Source organism: Actinomyces procaprae (assembly GCF_004798665.1).
Classification (GTDB): Bacteria; Actinomycetota; Actinomycetes; order Actinomycetales; family Actinomycetaceae; genus Actinomyces; species Actinomyces procaprae.
The window spans coordinates 2,659,161-2,679,560 of sequence record NZ_CP039292.1; the positions used below are offsets into that span (position 1 = coordinate 2,659,161).

Consider the following 20,400-nt stretch of genomic DNA (forward strand, 5'->3'; position numbering starts at 1 on the left):
AACAGCACAGTTGGCACACGCCGTCGAGCAACGGGTTGTTGCATCCCCCCGCTTCCCCAATCGCTGCTCACGGGCGCAGGGCGCTCAGGGGAAAGGTGAGGACGCCGTCGGCCAGCTTCATGGTGGGCCCGTCGGCGGTCACGACGGCGGTGAAGACCGGCGCGGGCGTACGTCGCGTGTCGATGTCCGCCACGAACGCGGCTAGGGAGTTCTGGGCCTTCGCTATCTGCCGTTGCCCCAATTTGACTACAAAAGCAGCCCAACGTCCGTCGTCGAACTCGACGACGGCGTCGGCCTCCTTTCCCGACTTGTCCCGATAGTGGTAGACATGCCCGCCCCGCAACTCGACGAAGGTGCGCAGATGCTGCACAACTTGCGACTCGAACCACAACCCGGTGGTCTCCAAGTCCTGCATCAGGCGCTCCGCCGAGGTCTCGGTGATGGCTGCGGCCAGGGCAGGATCCACGAAATGGAGCTTGGACGAGGTACGCACGGCGTAGCGTGAGCGCAAGTGCGGGGCCCACGCAGGCTGCTCCTCGACAATGAAGAGCCGCCTAAGGGCATTGATGTAGCTCGCTGCCGTCTCCGCGCTAAGCGCCTGAGTCGTCACGTCCTTCGCGATGGTGGTGAACGAAGCCTCGGTGGCGATATGGCGCGCAAGCGAGCGCAGAAGCGCTCTCAACCTGATCGGATCGCGGCGCGGCTCCCCATCGAGCCGCCCCATGTCGATGTTGACGACGTCCTCCACATAGTCGCGCAGATGCCGCTGTGCCTGCGCGGTGGTGGCATCGACGTCGCCCGGCCAGCCGCCGTGAACCAGCGCATCCAGCGCCTCCCGGACGCTCGTGCCGGAGTCAAGCGCGGGTGGCGGCTCCTCGCCGTCGAACAGTGCCGTCAACGAAACGTTCCCTGCACCCAGGCCGCGCTCGAACAGAGTCATCGGACGCAGACGCACCCTGGAGATCCGGTGGGCACCAGAGTGCCGCGTAGCATCCTCAGCGGGAACCGAGGAACCGGTGAGTATGAACTGTCCGGGGTGTTGCCTGGCGTCAACCTCCCGCCGTACCGCGTTCCACAGGTCCGGCGCAAGCTGCCACTCGTCGATCAGCCTGGGAGTATCCCCCTCCAGCAGCAGCGCAGGATCAAGGTCAAGCGCAGCGCGTATCTGTGGCAGGCCCGAGTCCAGAGCGACCTCCGAGGCCGCATGCTGCCGCCCGGTCATGGTCTTGCCGCAGGCGCGCACACCCTCAATCAGCAAGCCGCCTGAGTAGCCCAGGACGTCGTCAACGAGGGCATCAACGACACGAGGACGTGTAGCTCACATCGGCCATCAGCTTCCTCCTGCAATGCAGCGCAAGACACGCCTCAATCCGGAACTTGGCGCCGTCTCAACCGGGCAGTTGGCGCCATTCTAACCGGGCAGTTGGCGTGCGGGAGCAGCGCAGCGAAACACAACAGCCGACCGATACCACTGATTCACGCGCGGGATCCGGCTGCTCCGCCCGCCACCCCGGTACGAGCTCCGCACCCGCCGGCAACCACGGCACCGTGGCGGGAGGAGCGCTCCTGCACCTCCGCGAGCAAGTACTCGATGGCCGGATAGTAGCGGCAGAAGAACTGCCTGTTGATGCGCGCCGCTCACGCAGTTCCTTGACGGACGACGGTGCCGCAGCACCGACGTCCAGTCGGCCGGCTACTCCGGCGCGGCCAGTTCGCACACCATCAGCCACTCGGTCTCGTCGAAGCCGTCGCCGACGATCCGGAAGCCCAACCGCTCATACAGGTGCACGGCCCGGTTGGCCTTGACGACGCCGAGCGAGGCGCGCGCGTAGCCTGCCTCCCGCAGTTCCTGGAGCATGCGGCGCAGCATCCGGGTGCCGATTCCCCGGCCCCGGTACTCCCGGTAAAGGGAGATCGCGAATGCCGGCGTCGAGTCGTCCAAACGGCCGTAGCAGTCGGTGGTGCGCACCCAGCAGGCACCGACGACGCGACCGTCCACTTCCGCAACCAGCGCCCGGTCGTCCGGAAGGGCTCCGAAGCGCTCGAAGTGGGCGCGGCACATGGGGTCGTCGTAGATGACGCTGCGCGGCACCTGCCCGGTGAAGTCCTCGGGAACATAGACGGCCTCCAGCAGGAAGTCCTCCAGCAGGGGCGCCTCCTCGGGCCGCAGCGGCCGAATCAGTGCAGCATCGTCGTCGATCGTCACGACGCGTGATTTTAGGGCAAAATACCGCCCTTGCAACGCTGCTCACTCATTCTGCGTAGGGAATGCGGAAGTAGTCGAGGTGCTGTTTGAAGCGGTCCTGGGCTGCACGGCAGGTCTCCAACAGGAACCCGGGCTGCGAGTCCCATTCACGCAGGCCCCGGTAGTAGAAGGCCTTCATTTCATCGGTGATGACGAAGGGCACGACGTCGCTTGCCAAGCACTCACCCAGCATGATCAGCCTGCCGACCCGGCCATTGCCGTCCTGGAAGGGGTGAATGCGCTCGAGGCGCACATGCATGTCAATAATCTCCTCCAGGGTATGGCGCTCAGCCGGACCGTAGCGGGCCAGGAGCGCACCTATCGCCTCGGGCACCTCTTCGGGCGGCGTTGTCGGCATCCCGGAGACCTCGTTGGGCACGCGCTTGTAGTCACCGACGGCGAACCACTCCTTGGCGGCGTCGCCGGTCGCCGCCTTGAGAATGCGATGCAGACGCTTGAGCGCGTCCTCGGTGAGCGGCTCACCCACGTGGTCGATCACGGCGTCGATGGCGCGGAAGTGGTTAGAGGTCTCGACGACGTCGTCGACGCGCACCGGCCCCTCGGAGGCATCAAGCGTGCGGGTCTCGAAGATGAGGCGGGTCTGGTCCTCGGAGAGCCGACTGCCCTCGATCCGGTTCGAGGAGTAGGTGAGGTCGATCTGGAGGCGGTGGTAGATGCCGCCCTTGATCCTCTCCGCCTTCTCCGCTCGCAGCCGGGCGAGTAGCGGCGAGCCGGGCACGTTGGCGTCCTCTGAGACATCATTTAGCAAGGGCCCGGCCCCCGCGCGTGACGGACGTGTCACCGGCACATCGTCATCAATCGTCATCGGGCGCGATTGTAGGTTCCGGCACCGGGTTCTGACCGGGTCCTCGCCGTCGGCAGCGTCAGCGAGCGGCATACTCCTCCAGCAGCGCCACCAGCCTGCGGCAGTCGGTGTCGTTAACGTCGTTGTTGGTCAGGAAGCGCACGACTTGTCCGTCCGGCTGGCCGATGATGGCGCCACGCTCGGCCAGCCAGCTCTTGAGGCCGGCAAGATCGGGCCAGTCGAAGGTCGCGAACACCATGTTGATCTGTACCGCGTCGAGATCGACTTCCACCCCCGGGAGTTCGTTCAGCAGCTCCGCCAGCAGACGCGCGTTGACGTGGTCCTCATGCAGGCGCTGCGTCATCTCCTCGATGGCGAGGATGCCGGCGGCGGCGAGCACGCCGGTCTGCCGCATGCCGCCGCCGAGCAGCTTGCGGTACTTGCGGGCACGCGCATTGAATGCGGCGTCCCCGCAGAGCATGCTGCCCACGGGCGCACACAGTCCCTTAGACAGGCAGAACTGCACGCTATCGACGCATGCGGCCAGCTCACTCGCCTTGACACCCAGGGCCGTGGCGGCGTTGAACAGGCGGGCGCCGTCCAGGTGCACGGGAATGCCGTGTGCGCGCCCGACCTCCTGCACCTCCCGCATCACGCTCACCGGCACCACGCGACCATTGGCGAGCCCATTCTCCAAGCAGATCAGGCCCGTGGCCGGCTCGTGAATGTCGCTGGAGCGGATGGCGCCTCGGATCTGTGCCGCGTCGGGCACACCGTCCGGGAAGGCCAGGGGGCGCAGATTCAGGCTTGAAAGCACCGCGGCCGCGCCCACCTCGTGCATGAATATGTGGCTGTCGGCGCCGACGATGGCCTCCTGCCCCTTGACGGTGTGCGACATGAGCGCGAGCTGATTGCCCATCGTGCCCGAGGCGACGAAAAGTGCCGCCTCCTTGCCCACCGTCTCGGCGGCCAGCTGCTCCAGGCGGTTGGTGGTCGGATCGTCCTGGTAGACGTCGTCGCCCACCTCGGCGTCCGCCATGGCCCGACGCATGGCCGGCGTGGGATGCGTGACCGTGTCACTGCGGAAATCCATCCGCCTTGCCGCACCGCCGTCGACGGTGTTGTTGCTCGTCATTTCATTACGCACGGTTTCTCCTTCTTAGGGGACGGCTCGAAGCCCGACTACTCCCACTCGATGGTGCCGACGGGCTTGGGGGTGAGGTCGTAGGCCACACGGCACACGCCGGGGACCTCCGCCAGGATGCGGGCGGTGATCCGGCACAGCAGCGCCCAGTCGAGCTCGGGCACCTCGGCGGTCATGGCGTCGACGGTGTTGACGCAGCGGATGATTACGGGCCAGTCGAAGGCGCGCGCGCCGTCGCGCACGCCCGTGGCGCGCATATCCGGTACCACGCAGAAGTACTGCCAGATGTCCTGGCCGGCGGCCTCGATCTCCTCACGGACGACGGCGTCGGCCTCGCGCAGCGCCTCCAGGCGGTCGCGGGTGATGGCGCCCAGGCAGCGCACCCCCAGCCCCGGGCCGGGGAAGGGCTGGCGCTCCACCATGGACTCCGGCAGGCCGAGCCGGCGGCCGACGACGCGCACCTCGTCCTTGTACAGGAGCTTGACGGGCTCGACCAGCTCGAAGTCCATGTCCTCGGGCAGGCCGCCGACGTTGTGGTGGGCCTTGACGCCGTCGGCGGACTCGAGGATATCGGGGTAGATGGTGCCCTGCCCCAGGAAGCCGACACCCTCCAGCTTCGCCGCCTCCTCGGCGAACACGTTGATGAACTCGGCGCCGATGAGCTTGCGCTTGGTCTCGGGCTCGGCCACGCCCGCCAGCAGGTTCAGGAACCGGTCCGTGGCGTCGACGTACACGAGGTTGGCGTCCAGCCCGTCCCGGAAGACCTCGATCACCTGCTCGGATTCGCCCTTGCGCATGAGGCCGTGGTTGACGTGGACGCTGATCAGCTGCTTGCCGATCGCCTTGATGAGCAGGGCGGCGACGACGGAGGAGTCGACGCCGCCGGACAGGGCGAGCAGCACCTTGCCGTCGCCGACCTGCGCGCGCACGGCGTCGACGGCCTCGGCGATGAAGGCGTCCGCCAGCTCGGGGGTGGTGATGCGCTCCATGTCGGCGGGGCGCTGGTTGGAGGTGAAGTCCACGGCAGTCTCCTTCATCGTCGCGTACGCGGGTTCGCGCCCGACTCTACTGCCATCCCCCAGGGCGGCGCGGAAGAAGCCGCCCACTCCTGATGAGCGGGCACCCAAGATGTCAAAATCGATGACAAACGAGTCCGGGGGCGTTGGCGGCAGCGAACAAAACGTTGGAATCATGCGGGTGCTGGGTCGGCTCTCGCCGGCATCGAGAGTGTTTGTCATCGATATTGACACTTCCGCCCCGGACACGCAGCCCCAGGCGTAAGCTCCCCCGCCCCAAACCGGAAGAGCCCCTTCAGGTTGCGCCTATTCCAGGCCCAAGACAACGGCGAGCTGCCGCGAGACCTCGGCCATGTCATCGTCTCCTCGAGGAGCTCCGCCTGGCGGTCAGGGAGACTCCGACGACTACTCCCACTCGATGGTGGCGGGGGGCTTGCTGGTCACGTCCAGCACCACGCGGTTGACCTCGGGGACGGCGTTGGTGATGCGCGTGGAGATGCGGGCCAGCACGTCGTAGGGCAGCCGCGTCCAGTCCGCCGTCATCGCGTCCTCACTGCTCACGGGCCGCAGCACCACCGGATGCCCGTAGGTGCGCCCGTCGCCCTGCACACCCACCGAGCGCACGTCGGCCAGCAGCACCACCGGGCACTGCCAGATCTCCTCATCCAGCCCGGCCGCCGTCAACTCCTCGCGGGCGATGCCGTCCGCGGCCCGCAGGATCCGCAGGTTCTCCGCCGTCACCTCACCAATGACGCGAATGCCCAGACCCGGCCCGGGAAAGGGCTGGCGGGCCACGATCCCCTCGGGCACGCCCAGCTCGCGGCCGATGGCGCGCACCTCGTCCTTGAACAGCGCCCGCAGCGGCTCGATCAGCTCGAAGTCCAGATCCTCGGGCAGCCCGCCCACATTGTGGTGGCTCTTGATGTTGGCGGCGCCCTCACCGCCGCCGGACTCCACCACGTCCGGGTACAGCGTGCCCTGCACCAGGAACTTGATCTCGCCGCCGGCGGCGCCGACCTCCGCGATCACGCGCCGCTGTGCGGCCTCGAAGGAGCGGATGAACTCCCGGCCGATGATCTTGCGCTTGGCCTCCGGCTCGGTGACGCCGGCGAGCGCAGTCAGGAAGCGCTCGGACTCGTCCACGGTGATCACGCGGATGCCCATGCCCCGGGCGTAGTCGCGCTCCACCTGCTCACGCTCGCCGGCGCGCAGCAGGCCGTGGTCCACGAAGATGCAGGTCAGCTGGTCCCCGATGGCCCGGTGCACCAGGGCCGCCGCCACGGAGGAGTCGACGCCGCCGGACAGGCCGCAGATGACATGGGCGTCGCCCACCCGCTCGCGGATGCGCTCGACCTGCTCGTCGATGATGTTGCCCGGCGTCCAGGTGGCGGGGATGCCGGCGCCGTCGTGGAGGAAGTTGGCCAGTGCCTGCTGGCCGAACTGCGAGTGCATGACCTCGGGGTGCCACTGCAGCCCGTACAGGCGCCGGGCGGGGTCCTCGAAGGCGGCCACGGGCGTCTGAGAGGTGGAGGCGGTGACGGTGAATCCGGCCGGGGCGGCCTGCACGGCGTCGCCGTGACTCATCCACACCGCCTGCCGGACGGGGGTGCCGGCGAACAGGCGGGAGTCGGGATCGACGTCGGCGTCGGTGTGCCCGTACTCGCGGGTGCCGGTGCGCCCGACGGTGCCGCCGAGCGCCTGGGCCATGGTCTGGAAGCCGTAGCAGATGCCCAGCACCGGCACACCCGCGTCGAACAGGGCCGGGTCCACGCTCGGGGCGCCGTCGGCGTACACGGAGGCGGGCCCGCCGGACAGGATGATGGCGGCCGGCTGCTTGGCGAGCATGTCCGCCACCGGCATGCTGTGGGGCACGATCTCGGAGTACACGCTCGCCTCGCGCACACGGCGGGCGATCAGCTGGGCGTACTGGGCACCGAAGTCCACCACGAGGACGGGGCCGATCCGGCCCTCCTCCCCGGTGGCACCATGGGGAGATGTCGTCACCGGCACAGGATAGCGGGATCCGCCGGCGCGACGACGACGGCGTCCGCGAGCGCCACAGCTGAGCGCCACATTCTCCCGGGCTCTCGACGGCGTCTGCGCGTCCCGCTTCCTCCGCCGGCCGGCGCGCCCGGACTCACACCAGCAGGTAGGCGGCGGAAAGGACCGTCAGCACCGTGACCAGCGGGTCGAATACCCGGTTGTCCATGTGCCTGGCCAGCCGGTGCCCGCCCAGCGCCGCAACCACCACAACCGGCACTAGCGCCAGGTCCATCCACAGCGTGTCGGGCCGGATGATGCCCAAACCGATCGAGAAGGGCAGCTTGACCAGGTTGACGATGAAGTAGAACCATGCGGTCGTCCCCAGGAAGGTGGCCACGGAGAACCGGGAGGCCAGGAAGTACATGGTGGTCACCGGCCCGCCGGCGTTGGCGGCCATGGTGGTGAAGCCGGCCAGGGTGCCGTAGACGGCGCGACCCGCCCGCCCCTGGATCTGCGGCGGGCGGGGCAGGCGCATGAGCACCAGTGTGATGACGATCAGGGCGATCAGCAGCACGCCGATGAACCTCTGGGTGACCTCGTCGGAGGCCACGCGCAGGAACAGGGCGCCGAGCACCACGCCGGTAAGCACGCCCGGCACGAGTCGTCGCAGCGTGCCCCAGTCGGCGTCGCGCCGGTACATGACGATCGCCAGCACGTCACCCACCAGCAGCAGCACCAGCATGGTGCCGGTGGACTCCTTCGCGGGCAGTACCGTGGCGAACAGGGCGACGGCGAGCGTGGCCGCGCCGGGCAGGGCCGTCTTGGCCAGGCCGATCGCAGCGGCGGCGACGATGAGGATGATCCATGTCGGGGTAGACAACATTGTCAGCACAAAGGCATCCTAAAGCCCGTGCGCCCCGCCTGACGGGGCCCATGGTCGCAGCCCGGCACCGCCCGCCCCGCGACCCCTCCCGGCAGGAAGGCGATTGATGACGACCGCTAAGCGCACCCCGGCGCAACGGCGCCTGCGGGCACTGCTCGCCAGTTCTGCGCTGGCCTCCGGCGCCGCCTGGGGCGCGCTCGGCGTGTCACTGGCGGACGACGCCGGCGCCCGGGCCGCGCTGACCGCCCACGGTGGCGTCGGCGGGGAGTCACTGCCGGCCGTCCTGATGGCCCTGGCGGCCCTCCCGCTGGGCTCCCTGATCGGGGCGCCCGCCCTGGACTTCGTCTCCCACGCCTGCGGGCGTCGGCCGGCGGTGCTCGCCGCCTCCGCCCTGGCCGCACTGGGATGCCTGGTCGCGGCCGTGGACGGGCCGCTCCTGCGCGCTGCAGGCATCGGCGTGGTCGGCCTGGGCATGGGCGGCTACACGGTCGTAATCCCCAAGCTCGCCCACGAACTGGCCGAGCACGGGCATCGCCGCCTGATGCCGCGCGTGCGTGCCGTCTCCCCGGCCGGGGCCGGCGCAGCGGCCCTGATCGGCGCGCTGGGCGCCCTGCTGTCCCCCGGGCAGGGCGTGGTCCGCGCCTGGGTGGTCCCCCAGCTAGCAGCCATGGTCTCGCTACTGCTGGCGCTGAGCCTGCCGGAGACCCCGCACTGGTACGCGGCCCAAGGCCGCATCGAGGCCGCCTATGCCGCGCTGCGCCGCATGGTGGGGGATCTGGAGGCCGCCGTCGGCATCGACTGGGTGATGATGGACACCGGCACCCTGGGCGAGCAGCACCCGATCGGCCGCGGCGACCTGGCGATCGCGCGCGTGCGGCGCACGGTAGTGGCCGGGCTGCTGCTCGAGGTCGTGCAGGCACTGCCGCTGGGGCTGGCAGCACTGTGCCTGGGCCCGGCCCTGCTGACGGAGGCGGCCGGGGGAGGGGGACCGACGGCGGTGCCGCTCGGCGTCGTCGCCGCGCTGGCGGCCGCCTGGGTGGCGGTCGCGCTGCTGGGCACCAGGCGGCACGGCGAGCACTTCGCCTATGCCTGGGTACTCGCCGGAATTGGGGCCTCCGCCTGCGGCATCACACTGCTGGCGCTGGCCGATACGGTCCATGGCGTCGGTCTGACGGCACTACTGGTCGGTGTGGATGCGCTGCTTGTGGCCTGCCAGTTCCTGGCGGTGGCGCCGGCGTGCACCGGCAGCATCGACCCGCTCGTGCCCCCGTGGCTGCTGCGCTCGCAGCGGCGCGCCACCGCCGCACTCAGGCCCCTGGTGCAGTTGGCGGCCGTGCTGGCGCCGGCGCTGCTGCTGGCACTCGTGCCCGCCCCGGCGGCCGCCGGCATCGTACTGAGCTGCCAGGTCCTCACCGTCGTGATCGCGGTGGCGGCGCTGCCGTGGGCACTGGAGGCGCTGCGCTGAGGGCAGCGAAAAGCGCCGACCCATCGGGCCGGCGCTCGGTGCCTGGTTCGCGGGATTCTCGCCGCGCCCGGCCGTCCAACGGCTGGGTGCTGCGCGGTCCGCGTCGCCCGCGCAGCTCTGGAGAAGTAGGCGCCCCGCCCCTCCTCCGTTACCGTTCAACGCGTCACGCGACCGAGAGGCTCACGCCGGTGCTCACGTTGACCAGAGCGGCCACGACGGTGAGCAGGCCGGATGCGATGAGCAGGGGCGCGGAGGCGACGATAACGCCGACGATGGTCATCACCAGCAGCACCGCGGCAACGATCGCCATTCCGATCTGGAAGGTGAGCACGTCGGCGGACTTGGCCTCGTCCTGAGCGGAGGTGGCGGGCTTCGGGGTGGTGACGGCGACGGCGTCGATGACGGGAGCGTTCATGTTGGCTTTCCTTCCGGTTCCTGTGTGCGGAACCGGTCGGGCGGCCCGCACAGCGGTGTGCCCGACCTGATGGTCGGCACCGGCCTGGCTGACCGGCAGGCAGTACATTACGAACCTCGCCGGCGCTTTGTAAAGACAAACTTCTGATAAGCGCATCACGCCCGGCGAGCAGCCGACCCGCCGCCGGAGCCCGTCATCTATCCTGAGGCGGTCCAATCCCGCCCGCCACGGGCCGTACAGGAGCAGCCGTGTCCCCCACTCCGCGTCCGGCACAGCCCCACGCCACCCAGCAGGATGTCGCCGACGCCGCCGGAGTCTCCCGCGGACTGGTCTCCCTGGCCCTCAAGGGCGAGGGGCGAATGTCGGACCAGACGCGCCGACGCATCCTTGACACCGCGGCGCGCCTGGACTACCACCCCCCACGCCGCCGCCGCGGAATTGGCCGCCCGGCACTCCCTGCGCCTGGCCGTCGTCGTCCCCTATCTTGGACAACCCGTTCTTCGACCGGTTGCTGCGCTCCCTGCGCCACCACGCCAAACAGGCCGGCTACACGCTGGTGGCGCTGGTATCGGACCTCACCGATGATCTGGAGAGCTCCACGATCGACGACGTGCTGTCGCTGCGTCCGGCCGGCCTGATCCTGCCGGGCACCTCCATGACGGCCGAGCAGCTGCGAGACCTGGGACGGCGGATCCGCCTGTGCGTCATCGATCGCAGCCTGCCGGAGTCCGTCGGCGTCGCCACGGTTCGCCTGGACGAGGCCGACGCCGCGCGTCTGACCGTTGCGCACCTGGCCTCCCGGGGATACACGCGCCTGGCATTCCTATCTCCCGTCGCCCGACTGAGGGAGGCCATCCTGGGCGAGCGGATTGAGCAGTGCCGTAGCGCCGCCGCGAGCGCCGGGATCGACCTCATTGAGGTCGACGCCGACGCCGGCATCAGGTCAGGCATCACCCGGGCCATGGACGCCGGGAGCGGACCGCTGGGGCTGATCGCCTACAACGACCTGCTGGCGATCGACGCCGTCGCCGCCGGACTCAGTCTGGGGCTGGACATCCCGCAGCAGTTGGGCATCTCCTCCTACGACAACACCTCCCTGGCGGAGCGCGCCGAGCTGCGCATCACGAGCATCGACCAGCGTCCGGAGATGCTGGCGGCCGGCGCCCTTGAGGCACTACTGACACCGGGCGACATATCCGGCTTCCACCGGACGGTCCCCGCGCGCCTTGTCGAGCGCGCCTCCACCGCCCGACACCCGGGCTCGGATGTGTGAGTCCGCGATGGGTGGGTGGACCGCCTACGCCCCGTTGGACCGCTCACGCCCCGTTGGACCGCCGTAGCCGCCGGTTACGGCGGTCCAACGGGGGCACAGGGGTCCAACCGGGGAACAGCGGTCCAACTACGGTGTTCGCGGCCGCGCACGCGGACACCGCAACCGACCCTCGGCCCCCGATCACCCACACAACCGGGACAAGGATGCGGGAGCATGGCACCGGGCGCCACTTCGACCGACCTCGACGGTAACGTCTACCGACCTCGTTCGTAACGTCGACCGACCTCGATGCAGGAGCGGGGACGGGGAGGGGTGCTGCACACCTCCCGCTCCGCTTCTCCAACTCATCCCTTGACAGGACAAATTGAGGGCACATAGACTGCTTCGCGTCATCGCTGACGCGCGTTACCACCCTGGTTTCGCCATTTTCATCACTATGCCGACCACGGCGGTCGCCGAAGGAGCCCCCATGAGCACCAAACGCAAACTCGGAGTCGGAGTCATCTCCCTGGGCTGGATGGGCCGCCTGCACGCCCGCAGCTACCGCGCCCTGTCCGAGCGCTTCCCCGAGCTGGGCGTCGAGGCCCGCCTGGTGGCCGCCGCCGACCCGATCGAGGAGGCGCAACGGGCCGCGGTGGAGGATCTCGGCTTCGAGCGCGCCTACGCCGACTACCGCGAGCTGTTGGCCGACCCCGAGGTGGAGGTCGTGTCCATCGCCTCCCCCAACTTCCTGCACGAGGAGATCGCCCTGGCCGCGATCGAGGCCGGCAAGCCCTTCTGGATTGAGAAGCCCATGGGCACCTCCGCCGCGCAGTCCAAGCACATCGCCCAGGCGGCCGAGGCCGCCGGCCTGGCCACCTGTGTCGGCTTCAACTACCGGCACGTGCCCGCGATCGAGTACATGCGCGAGCTCATCCGCTCGGGCGAGCTCGGCCGCATCACCAATGCCCGCGTCTGGTTCATCGCCGACTACAACTCCTCACCCCGCAGCCCGCTGACCTGGCGAGCCTCCCGGGAGAAGGCGGGCGCCGGCGTCGTCCCCGACCTGATGAGCCACGGCGCGGACCTGGCCCAGTACTTGATCGGCCGCATCGCCTCGGTCACCGCCCTGACCGACACCTTCATCAAGCAGCGTCCCATCCCCACCAAGATCGGCATCGGCCACTCCGGCTTCGAGATCGGCGACGAGGTCGGCGAGGTGGAGAACGAGGACTACGTGGGCATGCTCGCACGCTTCGACGGCGGCGCTGTGGCCACCATGGAGTCCTCTCGCGTGAGCGTGGGCCCGCGCGCCGAGTACGTGGTCGAGATCTACGGCACCGAGGGCTCGGTCCGCTGGAACTTCGAGCGCCTCAACGAGTTGGAGGTCTGCCTGGGCGTCGACGGCGGCCCCACCCACGGCTATCGCCGCGCCATGGCCGGCCCCGCCTGGGGCGAGTGGCACCGCTACCAGCCGGCCATCGGCACCTCCATGGGCTTCGACGACCTGAAGTCCATCGAGGCCGCCCAGTTCGTCCGCTCCGTCCTGACCGGCGAGCAGCACGCCCCCTCGGCCGCCGACGCCTGGTGCGCCGCCGAGGTCGACGCCGCCGCCGTCGCCTCCGCCGCGGACGGCCGCTGGCACGACGTCGCGCGCGTTCAGGGCCGTACCACCTTCGACGCCTGACCCCGCCCACCGATTACCACCACAACGAATCCGTCCCAACCACAGCGAAGGAGATCACCATGAGCTTCCGCCTCGACCCCACCACCGCCATCAACGACCCCCACGGCATCACCTGGGGCATGCACCCCATCGCCTGGCGCAACGACGACATCAAGGAGGTCGGCGCCTTCAACACCCTTGAGGACATGCTCCTGGACCTCGCGGACCTGGGCTACCGCGGCACCGAGGTGGCCGGCTGGTTCCCGGCCAAGGAGGTCGCCAAGCAGCGCGCCGAGGCCCGCGGCATTCAGATCGTCGCCCAGTGGTTCTCCTCCTTCATCGTGCGCGACGGCGTCGACGCCGTGATCCCGGAGTTCACCGCCACCTGCGAGTACCTGCAGTTCCTGGGCGCCACCCGCGTGGTCGTCTCCGAGCAGACCGGCTCCGTGCAGGGCAAGCGCGACGTGTGCATCTTCACCAACAAGCCGGTCCTCACCGACGAGCAGAGGCCCGTGCTGGCCGCAGGCCTGAACCGTCTGGGCGAGATCGCCAGGGAACACGGACTCACGCTCGTCTACCACCACCACCTGGGCACCGTGGTGCAGACCAAGGCCGAGACCATCAGGCTCATGGAGCTGACAGACCCGGACAAGGTTTCCCTCCTGTTCGACACCGGCCACGCCTTCGTGGGCGACGGCGACGTCATGGGCCTGCTTGAGGCCACCATTGACCGCGTGGCACACGTGCACTTCAAGGACGTGCGCCCGGAGAAGCTGGAGGAGTCCAAGCGCCTGGAGCGCTCCTTCCTGGACTCCTTCCTGGCGGGCATGTTCACCGTTCCCGGTGACGGGATGATCGACTTCACCGAGCCCTACAAGTTCCTGATCGACCACGGCTACCGTGACTGGATCCTGGTGGAGGCCGAGCAGGACCCGGCCGTCGCCAACCCGCACGAGTACGGCGCCAAGGCTCGCGACTACATCGAGTCCACGCTCCTGACGATCTGAGCGTCTTTCTCCAGCATTCAGCCCCCGCGGTGGGGCCCCGGCCAGTGTGGCCGGGGCCCCACCGCGACGGACGCGGACGCAGCGGGAGCTGTCGGCGCACGACGCAGCCGCCCACAGCACGGGGCCCCGGGACGCACCCGGGACCCCGTTCCTGTAGCCCCGACGGCGACTCGCGGGGCGTCGTCGAAAGTGGCGCGGCTCAGCGCGTCGGCCTCACAGGCTCATATCCACGACGGCGCGGCCCTGGATCTGGCGGTTGCGCAGGGCCTCATAGCCGGCACCGGCCTCCTGGAGCGGGAAGCGGCGGGAGACGACGTCCTTGTAGTTGATGACCCCGCGGGCGGCCAGGTCCACCACGGCGGGCAGGTCCTGGCGGGTGCGGGCGCCGTAGGAGCCGAGGATCTTCTGGGAGCGGCGCACCGTGCGGTTGATCTCCACTTCCGCGGTCTGCACGCCGGCGCCCAGGCCGATCGGCACCATGCGGCCGCCGTCGGCCAGGACGTCCAGGGCGGTCTTCCAGGTGGCCGGAATGCCGAGCGCCTCGAAGGCGACGTCGACGCCCTTGCCGCCAGTGAGCCTCAGGACCTCCTCGCGAGCGTCCTGGGTGACGGAGTTGACCACCGCGGTGGCGCCGTAGCCGGTCATGGGGGCGAGCTTGTCATCGGATACGTCGATGGCGATGACCTGGCTGGCGCCGAAGGCGCGGGCGACCTGGACGATGTTCGTCCCCACTCCGCCGGTGGCGACAACGGCGACGGTCTCCCCGAAGCGCAGGTCGGCGCCGCGGCGCACGGCGCCGTAGCCGGTCATGGCGGCGCAGCCGAGGATGGCGCCGGGCACCAGGTCGAGGGCGTCGGGCACGGGGGCGACCGAGGTTGAGGGGATGACCGCGTACTCGGCGAGGCCCCCCATGGAGTACATGTAGATGGGGTCCCCCTCGAGGGCGGCCAAGCGGGTGGTGCCGTCGTAGAGGACCCCCTTGAGACGGTTGAGGTCGAAGAAGGGCCCGCACAGCTCGTCATGGCCGCAGGCGCAGGCCTCGCACTGGCCGCAGGGCATGAGGAAACCGCCGGCGACGTTCTGTCCGACCCGCAGGCCGGTGTGCTCGTTGCCGGGTCCGAGCTCGACGATGGTGCCGGTGACCTCGTGCCCGAGCACCGCGGGCAGCGGGAAGGCGATGGCGCCTCCGATCACGTGCAGGTCGGAGTGGCACAGGCCGCAGGCGGCGACCTTGATGAGGACCTCCCCGCTCTTGGGGTGGGGGGTGCGGATGGTTTCGACCTCGAGGCCGACCTCGGGATCACGCAGCACCGCGGCGCGCATGGTTTCCGGGATGGTGGTGTTCAGGGCTGCTTCGTTGCTCGTCATGTGGGTGTCTCTCTCGAAGCGGACGCGACGATCGCGCCCCCGGCGCGTGGCCTCTTGCAGCGTAACACACACAACCCCTATTTGTCCTGACAAATGGCGGGCTGGCTGGCGCCCGTGCCGCCGCGTGCGCACAGTCGTGACCCGGGCCCGCCGCCCATGTCGGCTAAAGTCCCTCCTGTCGGCTCGCTTGCGCTGACAGAAGGGAAAGCCATGCCTGCCAGCGGCCACGACGTCACCCAGTCCGACGTCGCCGCGGCTGCCGGAGTCTCGCGCAGCCTCGTCTCCCTCGCCCTGAGCGGCTCACCCAAGGTCGCCGAGGACACGCGCGCACACATCATGCAGGTCGCCGCCGCCCTCGGCTACCGCATCAACACGGCGGCCTCCGCGCTCGCACGCCAGCGCTCCTCCACGATCGGCCTGGTTCTGCCGAACCTCCGCAACGCCTTCTTCGAGCAGGTCTCCCGCTCACTCGACGACGCCGCCGCCGCACAGGGGCTCACCGTCTTCGTCACCGTCGGCGCCCAGGACCAGGAGCGCCTGCACCGGGCGATCAACTCCCTGCTGGGCGTGCGGGTGCTCGGCCTGATTCTGGTGTCCCCGTGGCTGACGGATCAGCAGCTGGTGGCACTGGGAGACGAGGCCCCGACGTGCCTGATCGGTCGGCGCACGCCCGGCGGGAAGGTCGACGCCGTCCACATCGACGAGCAGCTCGCCGCCGAGCAGATCGTCTCCCACTTGGACGCCCAGGGAGTTGACTCCCTGGGGTACGTGGCCCCCAGGATCGGCGACGACGCCTCCCGCGTTGCCCGCGAGCGCGCCCTGGCCCGGGCCGCCCACAAAGTGGGGCTCACGCTGACCACCGAGGAGGCGAGCACCGACGACGCCGGCGCCGCCATCCGGCGCCTACTGAGCGTCGGCACCCCGCAGATGGGCCTGATCGCCCACAATGACATGCTCGCGATCGACGCCGTGGCCGTGCTGCGCGAGCTGGGCTCGGGCGGGGCCGGTCGCACCCCCCTGGCCTCCTACGACAACACCTATCTGGCCCGGCGCGCCGAGTTCGCACTCACCAGCCTGGACCAGCCCGACCCGCACATGGCTCACGAGGCGGTGCGCCTGCTCGTCGAGCGCTCCGCCGCCCTCGCCCGCACCCCGGACAACCCGCCCGCGCCCCGCGAGGTGTGTACGGAGGGGCACCTGGTCATCCGCGCCTCCTCCACCGTCTAGCGGACTGGAACCCGCTGCCGCACGCCGACTCTTGTACGGACAAGTCGACGACGACCCATTGACGTGGTGCGCCGCGCGAGAGAAGATGAGGACGTGAATTCACGCGTGTGAACCACGTGGGTTCAGCCGCCCGGCAACGCCGCCGCCCGGCCACCAGCACGATCCTGCCCTGGCCCGCCCGAGCCCAAGGCACCCGAAAGGAATCCTCATGCAGACCTTCGCCCTCCTGGGCGCCGGGTTCATCGGCCGCGTCCACGCCGAGAACCTCGCCGCCCAGCCCGATGTGGACTTCGCCCGCGTCTTCGACGTCGATACCTCCCGCGCCACCGAGCTCGCCGACCGCTACGGCGCCGACCGCGCCGACGATCTGGACACCGTCTTCGCCGACCCGGCCATCGATGCCGTCCTGATCGCCTCCTCCACCAACACCCACGCCGACCTCATCAAACGCGCCGCCGCCGCGGGCAAGGCCGTCTTCTGCGAGAAGCCCATCGACCTTTCCCTGGACGTGGCCCGGGAGGCGGCCGCCGCCGCCCGCACGGCCGGCATCCCCGTGATGATGGACTTCAACCGCCGCCACGACCCCGCCTACGCGGCGGTCCACGACGCCGTCCACTCCGGCGAGGTGGGTCGGGTGGAGCTCGTGTCCATGACCACCCGCGGCCCCTCGCTGCCGCCGATCGCCTACCTGGAGGTCTCCGGCGGGCAGATGCGCGACCAGACCGTGCACTTCTTCGACCTGCTGCGCTGGATCACCGGCCTGGAGCCGGTGGAGGTGTACGTCGCCGGCGCCGCCCTGGCGGACCCGGCCGTGGCCGAGGTCGGCGACGTCGACACCTCCGTGGCCGTGCTGCGCATGGAAGGCGGCGCGCTGGCGCAGATCGACTCCCAGCGGCGCATCGGCTACGGCTACGACGAGCGCATCGAGGTCAACGGCTCGGAGCGCATGGTCGAGGCCGCCCGCCACCGCACCGGCTTCGTCAACCACTACGGCCCCGGCGAGCTGCGCACCAACGGCCTCGACGCCGGCTGGTTCGAGCGCATCCGCGGCACCTACCGCAAGAGCCTGGACGCCTGCGTCGACGCCCTGGAGCGCTCCGCGCCGATGCCCGCCCCGCTCGACGACGGCCTGCGCGCCCAGGTCATCGCCGAGGCCGCCACGCAGTCCCTGCGCACCCACCGGCCGGTCGCCATCCCGGAGGCTCGGTAACGCCGTCGCCACGGCGATGGCAACCCGGCCATTCGCCCAGCCGCACAGCCACAACCACCCCGGCGGGCCCCGACCCGGCCCGCCACCACCCCGATCGAAGGAGATCACCATGAAACTGTCCATGAACGTCACCTCCACCTTCCACGGCACCGCCCTGAACGACATCACCGTCGCCAAGGACGTGGGCTTCGAGGGCATCGAGCTGCAGAGCCCCAAGCTATGGCGCTACCTGGATGCGGGCTTCACCCCCGAGTCACTGCTGCCGCACCTGGAGGGCATCGAGGTCTCCGGCATCGGCGCCCTGCAGGAGGCCGAGCCCGAGGCCTTCCGCGCCGAGGCGGAGAAGCTGGCCCACGTCGGCCAGGTCGTGGGCGCCCCGGCCATGCAGATGTGCACCGGCCCGGTCGACGTCACCGTCGTGCAGGACTTCAGGGCGGGCCGCCTGGCCGACGACGACCCCCGCTTCCGCGGCCTGCTCGGCCGCCCCGAGGCGGAGGTCATCGAGGAGACCGCCAAGCACGTGGCGCTGGCGGCCGATATCGCCGCCGATCACGGCCTGGACCTGTTCCTGGAGCCGCTCGGCTGGGCGCCGGTGTGCCACGTGAACCAGGCCCTGGAGATCCTGGAGCGCATCGACCGGCCCAACGCGAAGATCGTCGTCGACTTCTGGCACTTCTGGGTGACCGGCTCGACCCCGGAGGAGGTCGCCAAGCTGGACAAGGACCTGATCAGCGCCGTCCACGTGTGCGACGGCGTGCCCGTGCCGGCCGGCGAGGTTCCCGACCAGGGCGTGTCCCGCAACGTGTGGACCGGCGGCGGCTCCATCCCGCTACAGGAGTGGGTCGACGCCATCAAGGCGACCGGCTACGACGGCTGGTACTGCTCGGAGATCTTCCACGACCACTCCGCCGAGCTGGACTTCCACCTGGTGGCCCAGACGCTGCTGAACGAAATGCGCATCCTCACCGCCTGAGCCCACCCGCGCATGCGGCCGCGCCCCAGCCGACCGGGTAGATTCCCGGATCGACTGGGGCGCGTGGCTGGTGTGGCTCGCGGCACCGTAGCCGAGCGAGCGCACCGATGGGCGTCACCCACCTGCGCGCCGGCGTCGGATGCTACTTGCCGCGCTTGAACAGCTCCCCGCTCATGACGTCCGCCTCGAGCTGCTCCAGCGTGCGGCCCTTGGTTTCGGGCACGAACAGGAAGAAGAACACGAAGGCGATGACATTGAGGACGGCGAAGACGAGGAAGGATCTGGACAGCCCGATTGCCGAGATGACGCTGGCGAAGCCCAGACTCAGAAGGGAGTTGGTCATCCACAGCACGAAGACCGACAGCCCCATGCCGAAGGCGCGCATCTTCAGCGGGAAGATCTCCGAGAGCGTCACCCAGGTGGCCACGTTCAGGCACAGCTGCATGGAGCCGACGAAGAACACGATGAGGGCCAGCAGCACGAAGGGCTTGGCACCGCCCTCCGGCAGCGCGCTCGCCGCAGTGGCGATGAGGACGTGCGTGATCGCGACCAGGGCGTAGCCCCACAGGAAGGTCTTGCGCCGGGAGAATCGGTCCATCATCTGCAGGGCGATGATTGCGGCGATCACCGAGATGGTGGCCGGAGCGATATTGGCAATGAGCGCAGCACCTGTGCTGAATCCGGACTCCTCCAGCACCCTCTCCCCGTAGTAGAGGATGGAGTTGATGCCGGTGGTCTGCTGGAAGAAGCCGATGCCGCAGCCGATCAGGACGATGCGCACCAGGTTCTTGTTGGAGAAGATCTCGCCGACGCTCATGTTGACCCGGCTGGCCTCCTCCCTACTGGCGGCCTGGATCTCGGCCAGCTCGGGCTTGGCCCGCCCCTCGGGCCGCAGCTCATCCAGAATCTTGAGGGCCTCCTCCTCGCGTCCCTTGTCGGCCAACCAGCGGGGGGACTCGGGCAGGCGGGTCACCCCCAGCAGCAGGAGGATGGCGGGAACAGCCGCCAGCGCGAACATGGCGCGCCACACCCACGGATACTCGCTACCCCAGACATTGCCGATGATGGCGTTCATGACAATGGCCAGGAGCTGGCCGGTCACGATCATCATCTCGTTGCGTCCGGCCAGCGAGCCACGAATCTCGTAGGGCGCCAGCTCGGCCAGGTACACCGGCACCACCACGGAGGCCGAGCCGACGGCGAGCCCCAGGATCACGCGACCGAGCGCCAGCATGGGCAGGTTGACGGCGGTGACGACTACGACCACGCCCACGATGAACATGGAAGCCATGAAGGTAATAGAGGTCTTGCGACCGATCCGGTCGGAGATGCGGCCGCCGGTCAGGGCGCCGACGGCGCTGGCGAACAGCAGCGAGCTGACGGCGATGCCGAGGCCGAAGTCGGTCAGATCCAGTTGATCGGGCCGGACCATGAAGCTCTGGGCGCCGTTGATGACGCTGGTGTCGTAGCCGAAGAGCAGGCCACCCAGGGTGGCGATCAGGGCGACGACGGTCAGTCGGGCGCGGTAGGGACCGGGCGTGAGCGGGGGCAGCTTGGTCCCACCGGACTGTGCGGTGGCCGTCGGATTGTGAGACACATTGACTCCTTTGTCGGTTCTGGGGTTGACTTCGACGCTAACACGGTTGATACTTATATGTCAGGACAAATCCCCCTATTGTGACTTATCCCACTTTTTGTAATTGTTTATGGCAGGGCATTTACTCATAGCCCGTGCCTGCCG

17 protein-coding genes and 1 pseudogene are annotated in these 20,400 nt (G+C 69.3%); 8 read left to right on the forward strand and 10 right to left on the reverse strand.

Annotated features, from left to right (window positions below; translation table 11 throughout):
- Positions 1-67: 67 nt before the first annotated feature.
- The 7 genes from E4J16_RS10870 to E4J16_RS10900 all read right to left on the reverse strand — a co-directional run bounded on the left by E4J16_RS10870 (position 68) and on the right by E4J16_RS10900 (position 8,085).
- Positions 68-1,258: an ATP-binding protein gene (locus E4J16_RS10870; protein ID WP_240038121.1), complete on the reverse strand. Its 1,191-nt coding sequence runs from the start codon at positions 1,256-1,258 to the stop codon at positions 68-70.
- 435 nt (positions 1,259-1,693) lie between these two features.
- Entirely contained in the window at positions 1,694-2,206 is a 513-nt protein-coding gene (locus E4J16_RS10875; RefSeq protein WP_204519810.1) for a GNAT family N-acetyltransferase, read from the reverse strand.
- Between the two features lie 46 nt (positions 2,207-2,252).
- On the reverse strand, positions 2,253-3,071 hold the full coding sequence (locus E4J16_RS10880) for a Fic family protein (RefSeq protein WP_204519812.1): 819 nt from the start codon (positions 3,069-3,071) through the stop codon (positions 2,253-2,255).
- A gap of 58 nt (positions 3,072-3,129) precedes the next feature.
- On the reverse strand, positions 3,130-4,197 hold the full coding sequence (gene ltaE / locus E4J16_RS10885; RefSeq protein WP_204519814.1) for a low-specificity L-threonine aldolase: 1,068 nt from the start codon (positions 4,195-4,197) through the stop codon (positions 3,130-3,132).
- A gap of 35 nt (positions 4,198-4,232) precedes the next feature.
- Positions 4,233-5,216 (reverse strand): glutamine-hydrolyzing GMP synthase, encoded by a 984-nt coding sequence (gene guaA / locus E4J16_RS10890; protein WP_204519816.1) that lies wholly within the window; start codon positions 5,214-5,216, stop codon positions 4,233-4,235.
- Between the two features lie 399 nt (positions 5,217-5,615).
- Positions 5,616-7,172, reverse strand: a complete 1,557-nt coding sequence (gene guaA / locus E4J16_RS10895) for a glutamine-hydrolyzing GMP synthase (RefSeq protein ID WP_136314679.1) — start codon at positions 7,170-7,172, stop codon at positions 5,616-5,618.
- A gap of 175 nt (positions 7,173-7,347) precedes the next feature.
- Positions 7,348-8,085, reverse strand: a complete 738-nt coding sequence (locus E4J16_RS10900; RefSeq protein WP_136314005.1) for a sulfite exporter TauE/SafE family protein — start codon at positions 8,083-8,085, stop codon at positions 7,348-7,350.
- A 97-nt stretch (positions 8,086-8,182) separates the two neighbouring features.
- On the opposite strand from E4J16_RS10900, the gene E4J16_RS10905 reads away from it, so the two are divergent.
- Positions 8,183-9,541, forward strand: coding sequence for an MFS transporter (locus E4J16_RS10905; RefSeq protein ID WP_136314006.1), 1,359 nt, complete (start codon positions 8,183-8,185; stop codon positions 9,539-9,541).
- 163 nt (positions 9,542-9,704) lie between these two features.
- On the opposite strand, the gene E4J16_RS10910 is transcribed toward E4J16_RS10905, so the two are convergent.
- Positions 9,705-9,956: a mandelate racemase gene (locus tag E4J16_RS10910; RefSeq protein ID WP_136193714.1), complete on the reverse strand. Its 252-nt coding sequence runs from the start codon at positions 9,954-9,956 to the stop codon at positions 9,705-9,707.
- 248 nt (positions 9,957-10,204) lie between these two features.
- Here E4J16_RS10910 and E4J16_RS16275 point away from each other — a divergent pair.
- The 4 genes and pseudogenes from E4J16_RS16275 to iolE all read left to right on the forward strand — a co-directional run.
- Positions 10,205-10,315: pseudogene (locus tag E4J16_RS16275) on the forward strand (hypothetical protein); the annotation flags it as partial.
- Positions 10,316-10,440: 125 nt separating this feature from the next.
- Complete coding sequence (locus E4J16_RS10920; RefSeq protein ID WP_168709492.1) at positions 10,441-11,229, forward strand: LacI family DNA-binding transcriptional regulator; 789 nt, start codon at positions 10,441-10,443, stop codon at positions 11,227-11,229.
- A gap of 469 nt (positions 11,230-11,698) precedes the next feature.
- Entirely contained in the window at positions 11,699-12,895 is a 1,197-nt protein-coding gene (locus E4J16_RS10925; protein WP_136314008.1) for a Gfo/Idh/MocA family protein, read from the forward strand.
- Between the two features lie 59 nt (positions 12,896-12,954).
- The gene (gene iolE / locus E4J16_RS10930; protein WP_136314009.1) at positions 12,955-13,881 is read left to right on the forward strand and encodes a myo-inosose-2 dehydratase; all 927 of its coding nucleotides are present in this window, start codon (positions 12,955-12,957) and stop codon (positions 13,879-13,881) included.
- A 213-nt stretch (positions 13,882-14,094) separates the two neighbouring features.
- Here iolE and E4J16_RS10935 read toward each other — a convergent pair whose 3' ends face one another.
- Positions 14,095-15,249, reverse strand: coding sequence for a zinc-binding dehydrogenase (locus E4J16_RS10935; RefSeq protein WP_136193710.1), 1,155 nt, complete (start codon positions 15,247-15,249; stop codon positions 14,095-14,097).
- Positions 15,250-15,459: 210 nt separating this feature from the next.
- Here E4J16_RS10935 and E4J16_RS10940 point away from each other — a divergent pair, with 210 nt between their 5' ends.
- From E4J16_RS10940 to E4J16_RS10950, 3 genes are all read left to right on the forward strand, one after another.
- Positions 15,460-16,476 (forward strand): LacI family DNA-binding transcriptional regulator, encoded by a 1,017-nt coding sequence (locus E4J16_RS10940; RefSeq protein WP_136193709.1) that lies wholly within the window; start codon positions 15,460-15,462, stop codon positions 16,474-16,476.
- A gap of 208 nt (positions 16,477-16,684) precedes the next feature.
- Positions 16,685-17,686: a Gfo/Idh/MocA family oxidoreductase gene (locus E4J16_RS10945; RefSeq protein ID WP_136314010.1), complete on the forward strand. Its 1,002-nt coding sequence runs from the start codon at positions 16,685-16,687 to the stop codon at positions 17,684-17,686.
- A gap of 109 nt (positions 17,687-17,795) precedes the next feature.
- Entirely contained in the window at positions 17,796-18,659 is an 864-nt protein-coding gene (locus E4J16_RS10950) for a sugar phosphate isomerase/epimerase family protein (protein ID WP_136314011.1), read from the forward strand.
- A gap of 142 nt (positions 18,660-18,801) precedes the next feature.
- Here E4J16_RS10950 and E4J16_RS10955 read toward each other — a convergent pair whose 3' ends face one another.
- Complete coding sequence (locus E4J16_RS10955; RefSeq protein WP_136193706.1) at positions 18,802-20,256, reverse strand: sugar porter family MFS transporter; 1,455 nt, start codon at positions 20,254-20,256, stop codon at positions 18,802-18,804.
- Positions 20,257-20,400: the final 144 nt, after the last annotated feature.